The following is an 8,529-nucleotide window of genomic DNA, read 5'->3' on the forward strand; positions in this document are numbered from 1 at the left end:
GGCGGGTGGGGGTCGGTCAGTCGTCGGAGCCGTGGCCGCCGTGACGGCCGCCGTGGTCGTCCCCGCCCCGGTCGTCGGCGCCGTGGCCGCCGCCGCGACGGCGGCCGTGGTCGTCGCCCGCGTCGTGCGAGGCACCGTCGTCGGCACCGTGGCCGCCGTGGCGGCGGCCGTGGTCGTCGCCCGCGTCGTGCGACGCACCGTCGTCCGCACCGCGGTTACGGTGCCGGTGGGTTCCGGCGGTCGCGCCGTCGTCGGCGCCGTGGCCGCCGCGCAGGCCGCCCTTGTCGTCCCCGGCGTCGTGCGAGGCGCTCGCCGAGGCCGTCGGGGAAGAGGTCGGCCGGGCGGAGGAGGCGCTCGCGGTCGGGGTCGGGGTGCGGTTGCGCAGGCCGCCCTTGTCGTCTCCTCCGTCGTGGTTCGCGGGGTCGTCGGCGCCGTGGCGGGCGACGGCGGGGGCACCGGACGCCGCGAGGGCGGTCGCGGCGCCGCCGCCGACGGTCAGGGCGAGCGCGCTGACGATCACGGCGAGGCGGCGGGTCGTGGGGGGCAGGGCTGTCATCGGGTGGTCCTTCCGGTCGGGCACCGCGTCGGGGGCGGCGCCGGGGGCGATGGACCATTTCTCGCAGGCGCCGGGTACCGGTTCCCATCGCACCTGCGGGCTACGCCAGGTGGCCCGGTCGGTGCGTGCCCGAAGGTCGCGGTCCGCGCTGCCTCGAAGGGCTAGCACCTGCCGCGGGCTCGGCCGGGCGGCGTCACAGCCCCTGCCACGCCGGCTTGCCGCCGTACACCTCCCGGTAGTACCCGGCCCGGGCCAGCCCCTTGGCGGCGGCCTCGTCGAGGACGACGGTCGCGTGCGGGTGGAGCTGGAGGGCGGATGCCGGGCACGCCGCGGCGAGCGGCCCCTCGACCGCCGCCGCGACGGCGTCCGCCTTGCCCTCGCCGGTCGCCAGGAGCAGCAGGTGCCGGGCGTCGAGGATCGTCCCGATCCCTTGCGTGAGAACGTGGTGCGGCACCTCGTCCGGGCCGGCGAAGAACCGCGCGTTGTCGGCGCGGGTGCGCGCGGTGAGCGTCTTGATCCGGGTGCGCGACGCGAGCGAGGAGCCCGGCTCGTTGAAGCCGAGGTGCCCGTCCGAGCCGATCCCGAGCAGCTGGACGTCGACCCCGCCGGCGGCCGCGATCGCCGCCTCGTAGGCCGCGCAGGCCGCGGGGACGTCCGCGGCGTCGCCGTCGGGGGAGTGCACCCGGCTGTCGTGCAGGTCGACCCGGGACGTGAGCTCGGCGTCGATCACGGCGCGGTAGCGCTGCGGGTGACCGGCCGGCAGCCCGACGTACTCGTCGAGCAGGAACGCCGTCGCGTGCGCGAACGACAGCCCGGCCTCCCGGTGCCGGCGGCGCAGTTCGGCGTACGTCGCGAGCGGGCTCGACCCGGTCGCGAGCCCGAGGACGGGCCGTTCGCGGGTGCGCAGGACGGCCTCGACGGCGTCCGCTGCGAGCCGCCCGACGGCGTCGGCGCCGGGCAGGATGACGACCTCCATGACACTCCTCGGGCAGGTCCGGTCAGGCGGGTCCGGGCGCGGCGGTGCGCCCGCCGACGACGACGGTGCGCGGGTGCAGGTCGGGGGTCCACACGACGACGTCGGCCCGGCCGCCGACGACGAGCCGCCCGAGGTCGGGCCGGCGCAGCAGGTCGGCGGGCGTCCGGGTGGCCGCGACGAACGCCTCGGCCGGCGGGCAGCCGGTCGCCGCGACGAGGGTGCGGACGCAGTGGTCCAGGCCGACCCCGCTGCCGGCCAGCGTCACGCCGTCCGAGGCGAGCCGGACGGCGCCGCGCTCGAGAACGACTTCGTGGTCACCGAGCACGGTGCGCCCGTCGGGCAGGCCGAGCGCGGCCGTCGTGTCGCTGACGAGCATGAACCGGCTGCGCCCCAGCGCCTTCCACGCGGCACGGACGACCGCCGGGTGCACGTGCAGGCCGTCGGCGATGACGCCGGCCACGAGGTCGTCGTCGCCGAGCACCGCGCCGACCGGGCCGGGGTCGCGGTGACCGAGCGGCGGCATCGCGTTGAACAGGTGGGTCACGGCGCGGGCGCCCGCGGCGACGGCGGCGAGGGTCTGCTCGTACGTCGCCATGGTGTGCCCCATCCACACGACGACGCCGCGAGCGGTGAGGTCGGCGACGACGTCGAGGGCACCGGGCAGCTCGGGGGCGAGGGTGGCCACGACGAGCCCGCCGGCCCGGCTCCAGCCGGCGACGAGCGCCCGGTCGGGGTCCCGCAGGTGCGCCGGCGGGTGCGCGCCGCGGCGCGCCGGGGAGAGGAACGGGCCCTCGGCGTGGACACCGACGACGGACGCCCGCACCGGGGCACCGGCGTGCGCGGCGTCGTCCGTGGCGAGTGCGGCCGCCGCGGCGAGGGCACGCTCGACGGTCCCGGCGGCCGAGGTGACGACGGTCGGCACGAAGGCCGTGACGCCGTACGCGGGCAGCGCCCGGGCGACGTCCGCGAGCCGCTCGGGCTCCCGGGTGAGGTCGGCGCCGGCCGCCCCGTTGACCTGGGCGTCGACGAGGCCGGGCGTGACGAGCAGCCCGGTGCAGTCGACCCGGTGGGTGCCGGCCGGGACGTCGTCGGCCGGCACGTCGCCGAGCGCCGCGACCCGGCCGCCGATGAGCAGCACGTCACCGCGCGCGAACGTCGCGGTGCCGACGTCGAGGACGTCGCCACCGGTGAGCAGCAGGGGCACGAGCGGCGGCCCGGCCTGCCGGACGTGCGCGGCCGGCGGGAGCACGGGCGGTGTCACCGGGCCTCCCGGCCGGGCGCGAGCAGCGCGGCGCCGACCGCGGCGACCGGGCGCCCCTGCGGGACCGTCGTCACGCGGGCGGGCAGGTCGAGCGAGGCGAGGAACGCCGAGGCCCGGGCCCGCCGGGAGAGCGCCGACGCGACCGCGAGCCGCAGCCGCTCGCCGACCTCGGCGACGCCGCCGCCGAGGACGACGACGTCCACGTCGACCGTGAGCACGAGGAGCTGGACGGCGGCGGCGAGGTGGTCGGCGACCCGGTCCCGGACCTGCCCGGCCTTCTCGTCGCCGGCGGCCGCGGCCCGGAAGAGCGCGTGCGAGGGGCCCTCGCCGGGCGCGAGCGCCTCCGGCTCGACCGGCCACGCGCGGGCGATGGCGCTGCCGGAGACGAGCGCCTCGAGGCAGCCGCGCTGCCCGCACGGGCAGACCGGGCCGAGCGGGTCCACCGGGAGGTGGCCGATCTCGCCGGCCCCGCCGCGGGTGCCGCGGTGCAGCCGGCCGCCGAGGACGAGCCCGGCTGCCAGCCCGGTGCCGATGCTCAGGTAGGCGAGGTCGGTGCCGTCGAGGCCGAGCACCCGGGCCGCGCCGACGGCAGCCGCGTTGACGTCGTTCTCGACGGCGACCGGCAGCCCGGTGCGCTCCCGGAGCCGGTCGGCGAGCGCGAGCCCCTCGCCGTCGACCCCGAGGTTCACCGCGTGCGTGAGCACGCCGCGGCGCGCGTCGACGACGCCGGGCACCCCGACCCCGATGCCCGCGAGCGTGTCGAGCGGCGTGCCGAGCGCGTCGGCGAGCGCCCGGACCGCCTCGGCCGCGACCGCGACGACCCGCTCCGGCCCGGGCTCGCTGGCCAGCCGGACGTCGGCGAGCACCTCGCCGGCCGGGCCGACGGCGACCCCGAGGACCTTGGTGCCGCCGATGTCGAGCCCGAGGTGGACGCCCTCGGCAGGGCTGTCGGCGGGGCTGCTGGTGGGGCCGGTCGCGCTCACTTCACGGCGCCCGCGGTGAGCCCGCCGACGAGGTGCTTCTCGATCGCCGCGAAGAGGATGACGACGGGCACGATCGCGATGATCGACGCCGCGAAGAGCTGGTCCCAGCTCTGCTCGTAGCCGGTGACGTACGAGCTGATGCCGACGGTGAGCGGTTTGCGGGCGTCGTCCTGGATGAGCGTCAGGGCGACGACGTACTCGTTCCACGCCGCGATGAAGGTGAACGTGACGGTCGTGACGAGCCCGGGCAGGGTGAGCGGCAGCATGACGCGCCACAGCGTCCCGAACCGGCCGCAGCCGTCGAGGTGGGCGGCCTCCTCGATCTCCTTGGGGATCGAGGCGAAGAAGCCCTGGAGGATCCAGATCGCGAACGCGAGGTTGAAGGCCGCGTTCGTGAGGATGAGCGCCATGTACGTGTTGACGAGGTTCAGCTGGAAGAACTCGCGGTAGATGCCGACGACGAGCGCGGTGGGGGAGAACATCTGCGTCGCGAGGACGAGCAGGAGGAACGCCGTCCGGCCGCGGAACCGGTACCGGGCGGTGAAGTAGGCGGCGGGGACGGCGACGACGAGGACGACGACCGTCGAGACGGACGCGACGAGCAGCGACGACTTGAGCCACGACAGGAAGCGGGCGTCGGACAGGATCGTGCCGAACGTGCCCCACTGCCACTCCCGCGGCAGGAAGGAGGGAGGGCTGGCGAGGACGTCCCCGCTGGGCCGCAGCGCGTCGAGGAGCATGACGACGTACGGCAGCGCGAAGAGCGCGGCCACTGCGAGGCCCGCGACGGACAGCACGTAGGGCCGCACCCGGCGGTAGCCGCGGGGGCGCTGCACGGCGGGGCCGGCCGTCCGGCCCGCCGGCCCGGACGCCGCGGGGCGGGCGATGCTCGTGGTGCTCACGCGTCCGTCGCCTCCTTCCAGTTCGAGATCCGCAGGTACGCCAGGACGACGACGAGGATGAGCAGCACGTTGAAGACCCCGGCGGCCGCGGACATCCCCACGCTCTTCTCGGCACTCTTGAACGCGAGCTTGTACATGAAGGTGATCGTCGTGTCGTGGGCGAACCCGGGGTTGCGGTCGTTGAGCGTGTAGACGATCGGGAACGAGTTGAACACGTAGATGATGTTGAGCACCGTGGCGACCATGAGCGCCGGGCGCAGCAGGGGCAGCGTGATCCGGCTGTACGCCTGCCACGGCGAGGCGCCGTCCATCCTCGCCGCCTCGTAGACGTCGTCCGGGATGCCCTTGAGGCCGGCGAGCAGCACGTACGCGGTGAACGGGAGCGTGACGAACGTGCCGACCGCGATCATCGACGGCATCGTGAACCGGTCGTCCCCGAGGAAGTCGACGGGGGTGTCGACGATCCCGCTCGCCACGAGGACCTGGTTGACGATCCCGTAGTTGTAGTCGAGCAGGAGCATGAAGAGCCGCGCGGTGATGACGAGGGACGCCGCCCACGGCACGATGACCGCCCACCGCAGGAGCCTGCGGCCGAAGAACTCCTTGCTCATGAGCTGGGCGAGGCCGAGCGAGATGACGATCGAGAGCACGAGCACGGCGGCGACCCAGACGACGGTGTTGAGCAGCACCGTCGACAGGTCGGGGTGCTCGAGCACGCGGCGGTAGTTGTCCGCACCCGCCGCGCCCTTGCGCAGCCCGGTGATCGAGTAGTCGCTCGTCGAGGCCCGGACGAGCTCGACGGCGGGGTAGAGCACGACCCCGACGATGAGCGCGAGCGCCGGGCCGAGCCACAGCGCGGTGACGCCGAGCCCGGCGCGGGACGTGCCCGCGCCGGACCCGGGAGCAGTGGCTGTCACCCGGTCAGCTCCCGGACTCCGCCTGCTTCTGCAGGGAGTCGAGGACGGCCTGCGGGTCGCCGTCCGGTGCCACCGCGGCACCGATGGACTGCTGGACGGCGAGCTTGACGCGGTCCCAGCCCGGGTCGTCCGTCGGCGTGAGCTTCGCGCCGGTCAGGGTGTCCAGGTAGGTCGTCAGCTTGGTGTCCGAGGCGAACACCTTGAGCCCGGACTGCGTGACCGGCAGGAAGCCCTCGTTCTTGATGAACGTGTTGACCTGGTCCGGCGAGTAGTACAGGTCGTAGAACGCCTTGACGGCCTCGGAGTTGCCCGGCTTCTTGAACGCCATGAGGTAGTCGGTGACGCCGTAGGTCGACGGCGTGCCACCGTCCTTGGTGGGCATGGCCGCCGTGCCGTACGAGACCTTGGCGTCCTTGTCGAGCGTGCCCGCCAGCGGCGAGAACCCGACGACCATGCCGGCCTTGCCGGACTGGAACAGCGCGAAGGCGCCATCCGTGCGGTTGGTCTTGCCGGGGTTGTTCTGCGTCACCTTCTGCGTGACCGAGAGGTCCTTGAGGAACTTCAGCGTCTCGACGTTCTGCGGCGAGTTGATCGACCACTTGCCGTCGGTCTTCCAGTCGCCGCCGTTGTTGAACATCCAGATCGAGTACTCGGCCTGGGCCTCCTCGGGCCCGAGCGGCATCGCGTAGCCGACGGTCCCGTTGCCCAGCGCACTGATCTTCTTGGCGTCGGTGACGAACTCGTCCCAGGTCTTCGGCGGGCCGGCGATGCCGGCCTTGGCGAAGAGGTCCTTGTTGTAGAACAGGGCGCGCGCCGACGAGAGGTCGGGCATGCCGTACATCTTGCCCTCGTACGTGCCGCTCTTGACGAAGTTCGGCAGCAGGTCGCTCTTCACCGCGTCGGACAGGACGTCGTCCGCGCTCCAGAGCAGGTCGTCCTTGGCGTAGCTCGCGTAGACGTTGAGGTTGAGGATGTCCGGCGGGTTGTTGTTCTGGACCATCGTGCTGCTCTGCTGGTCGATGTCGTTCCAGCTGACGACCTGCACCTCGAGCGTGATGCCGGTCTTGGCCTTGTAGGCCTCGGCGAACTTCGTCCAGAACGCGGCGGTGTTCTCCTTGGAGTACTCCGCCGCGACGAGCTTGATCGACGTCACCTTCTCGGCCGCGCCGGACGACGACGCGGAGCCGCCGCCCGCGGTCCCGGCGCCGGTGCCGCCGCCGCACGCCGTCAGCGTGAGCGCGAAGCCTCCGATGGCCGCGGCAGCCGCCGCGAAGCGCTTGTTCATTCGACTCTCCTTGGGGGAACGAGCGTCGGTGGGTGGGAGATAGTTTGTGAGACTCGCATACGAACTGAAGAGCAGTCAAGGGTGTTACCGATCCGCAACGCAAGCGTTTACAACGGGTTTCGGTCCGGTTCGTGCCCGGTGTCGGGCTGTCAGAACCACGCATCCGCGCTTAGGATCGGATGAGTCGTTGACAAACCTCGCACGCCCGTACGATCGACGGGCCGCCCGACGTCGAGAAGGGACCCGCGTGGGCACGTCCACCCCGTCCGCACCGCCCCGCCGTCCGCCCCGGGCCTCGGCGATGGTCTCCGCCTCGCTGGCCGGTGAGCTCAACCGTGCCCGCGTGCTCAAGACCCTCTACGCGAACGGGCCGCTGCCGCGCCCCGAGCTCGCCCGGCTCACCGGGTCGACCCGCGCGACGATCGGGCAGATCGTCACCCCGCTCCTCGACGACGGGCTCCTCGAGGAGCTCGAGCCGCTCGCGAGCGGCGTCCAGGGCGGCAAGCCGGCCCGCCCGCTGTGGTTCTCCGACAGCGGCTGGCCGGTCGGCGCGATGCTCGTGCTGCCGCAGGGGGTCAAGACCGCGGTCGTCACCGCGGGCGGCCGGGTGACGGCCGTGACGGCGTCGTCGTTCCCGGCCGACGTGGACGCCGACGGAGTGACCCGGCGGGTCACTGCCGCGATGCGCAAGACGATGGCCCGCGCCGGGGTAGCGCTCCACGGCATCGGGATCGCTCTCGGTGCCATGGTCGACACCGAGGCCGGCACCGTCGTCCGGGCGGGCCTGGCGCCGGTGCTCGACGGTCTGCCGCTCGCGCAGGTCGTGCAGGCCGACACCGGGGTTCCGGCGTACCTCGACCAGGACACCCGGGCCCAGGCTCTCGGCGACCTGCTCTTCGGGGCGGGGCGCGGCGAGTCCTCGTTCGCGTCCGTCTACGTGGGGGCCGGGATCGGGGCCGGGTTCATCTTCGAGGGCGCGCTGCACCGCGGCGCGCGCGGCGCCGGCGGCGAGGTCGGGCACGCGGTCGTCGACCGTGACGGCCCGCTGTGCCGCTGCGGCCGGCGCGGCTGCTGGGAGGTGCTCGCGAACCGGCAGGCGCTGCACGCCGCGGCGCAGGCCGCCGGGCTACCGGGCGCGGCCGGCCTCGACCTCTCCGGACTGGTGGCTCTCGCGCCCCGGGACGCCGCGGCGGCCCGGGTGCTCGCCGGCTACACGGACAGCGTCGCGCTCGGCATCGCCAACCTCCAGCAGGTGCTCGGGGTCGGGCTCTTCATCCTCCACGGGGACCCGGCCGGGGCGGGGGAGCCGTTCCGGGCGGCCGTCGAGGTCGCCGCCCGGGAGCAGGCGTTCGCGCACCCGGGCGGCCCGACCCGGGTCGTCCTCGGGACGGCGGACGACGTCGCGACCCTGCGCGGGGCCGCCGCCCTCGTGCTCTCGAAGGCGCTGCACGTCGCCTTCTGACGGTCCCTGCGCCGCGTCGATCGGCGACTTTGCGTTTCCAGTCGTCTACGCTCTGTGCTGACCGGTCCGCTGCTCCGCGCTCCACGGGACCGGGGGAGATGTCCGTCGGCCCACTCGGGGGTCCCCGGAGTCACCGGTAGGAGGTCGCATGGCCGAGCCACTCCTGGGTCGAGGCCAGGTCGCTGTC

General features: G+C 74.2%; 8 protein-coding genes. 1 reads left to right on the forward strand and 7 read right to left on the reverse strand.

The genetic code is table 11. The features are described from left to right. Positions 1 to 16 precede the first annotated feature (16 nt). From EDJALFJO_RS12210 to EDJALFJO_RS12240, 7 genes are all read right to left on the reverse strand, one after another. Positions 17 to 556: a hypothetical protein gene (locus tag EDJALFJO_RS12210; RefSeq protein ID WP_143448535.1), complete on the reverse strand. Its 540-nt coding sequence runs from the start codon at positions 554 to 556 to the stop codon at positions 17 to 19. Between the two features lie 193 nt (positions 557 to 749). Next, the gene (gene nagB, locus EDJALFJO_RS12215) at positions 750 to 1,532 is read right to left on the reverse strand and encodes a glucosamine-6-phosphate deaminase (RefSeq protein WP_088285553.1); all 783 of its coding nucleotides are present in this window, start codon (positions 1,530 to 1,532) and stop codon (positions 750 to 752) included. Positions 1,533 to 1,554: 22 nt separating this feature from the next. Then, entirely contained in the window at positions 1,555 to 2,793 is a 1,239-nt protein-coding gene (nagA, locus tag EDJALFJO_RS12220; RefSeq protein ID WP_198950232.1) for an N-acetylglucosamine-6-phosphate deacetylase, read from the reverse strand. Next, positions 2,790 to 3,776 (reverse strand): ROK family protein, encoded by a 987-nt coding sequence (locus EDJALFJO_RS12225; protein WP_088285555.1) that lies wholly within the window; start codon positions 3,774 to 3,776, stop codon positions 2,790 to 2,792. The genes nagA and EDJALFJO_RS12225 overlap by 4 nt, the downstream gene beginning before the upstream one ends. Next, positions 3,773 to 4,678 carry a carbohydrate ABC transporter permease gene (locus EDJALFJO_RS12230; protein ID WP_198950233.1) on the reverse strand — a complete coding sequence of 302 codons (906 nt, stop codon included), beginning with the start codon at positions 4,676 to 4,678 and terminating at the stop codon, positions 3,773 to 3,775. The genes EDJALFJO_RS12225 and EDJALFJO_RS12230 overlap by 4 nt, the downstream gene beginning before the upstream one ends. Next, a complete protein-coding gene (locus EDJALFJO_RS12235; protein WP_088285557.1) occupies positions 4,675 to 5,595 on the reverse strand; it encodes a carbohydrate ABC transporter permease in 921 nt (306 codons plus the stop codon). Before EDJALFJO_RS12235 ends, EDJALFJO_RS12230 begins: the two co-directional genes overlap by 4 nt. A gap of 4 nt (positions 5,596 to 5,599) precedes the next feature. Then, positions 5,600 to 6,880 (reverse strand): extracellular solute-binding protein, encoded by a 1,281-nt coding sequence (locus EDJALFJO_RS12240; protein ID WP_088285559.1) that lies wholly within the window; start codon positions 6,878 to 6,880, stop codon positions 5,600 to 5,602. 247 nt (positions 6,881 to 7,127) lie between these two features. Between EDJALFJO_RS12240 and EDJALFJO_RS12245 the strand changes: the two genes are divergently transcribed. Beyond that, positions 7,128 to 8,342: an ROK family protein gene (locus EDJALFJO_RS12245; RefSeq protein ID WP_143448536.1), complete on the forward strand. Its 1,215-nt coding sequence runs from the start codon at positions 7,128 to 7,130 to the stop codon at positions 8,340 to 8,342. Positions 8,343 to 8,529: the final 187 nt, after the last annotated feature.

This window comes from Kineosporia sp. A_224 (assembly GCF_002198655.1).
GTDB lineage: Bacteria > Actinomycetota > Actinomycetes > Actinomycetales > Kineosporiaceae > R-H-3.

What these genes read in the sequence shown, in the direction of transcription:
- EDJALFJO_RS12210 (WP_143448535.1), bottom strand. Translation starts at nt 556, where the DNA reads ATGACAGCCCTGCCCCCCACGACCCGCCGCCTCGCCGTGATCGTCAGC.
- nagB (WP_088285553.1), bottom strand. Translation starts at nt 1,532, where the DNA reads ATGGAGGTCGTCATCCTGCCCGGCGCCGACGCCGTCGGGCGGCTCGCA.
- EDJALFJO_RS12240 (WP_088285559.1), bottom strand. Translation starts at nt 6,880, where the DNA reads ATGAACAAGCGCTTCGCGGCGGCTGCCGCGGCCATCGGAGGCTTCGCG.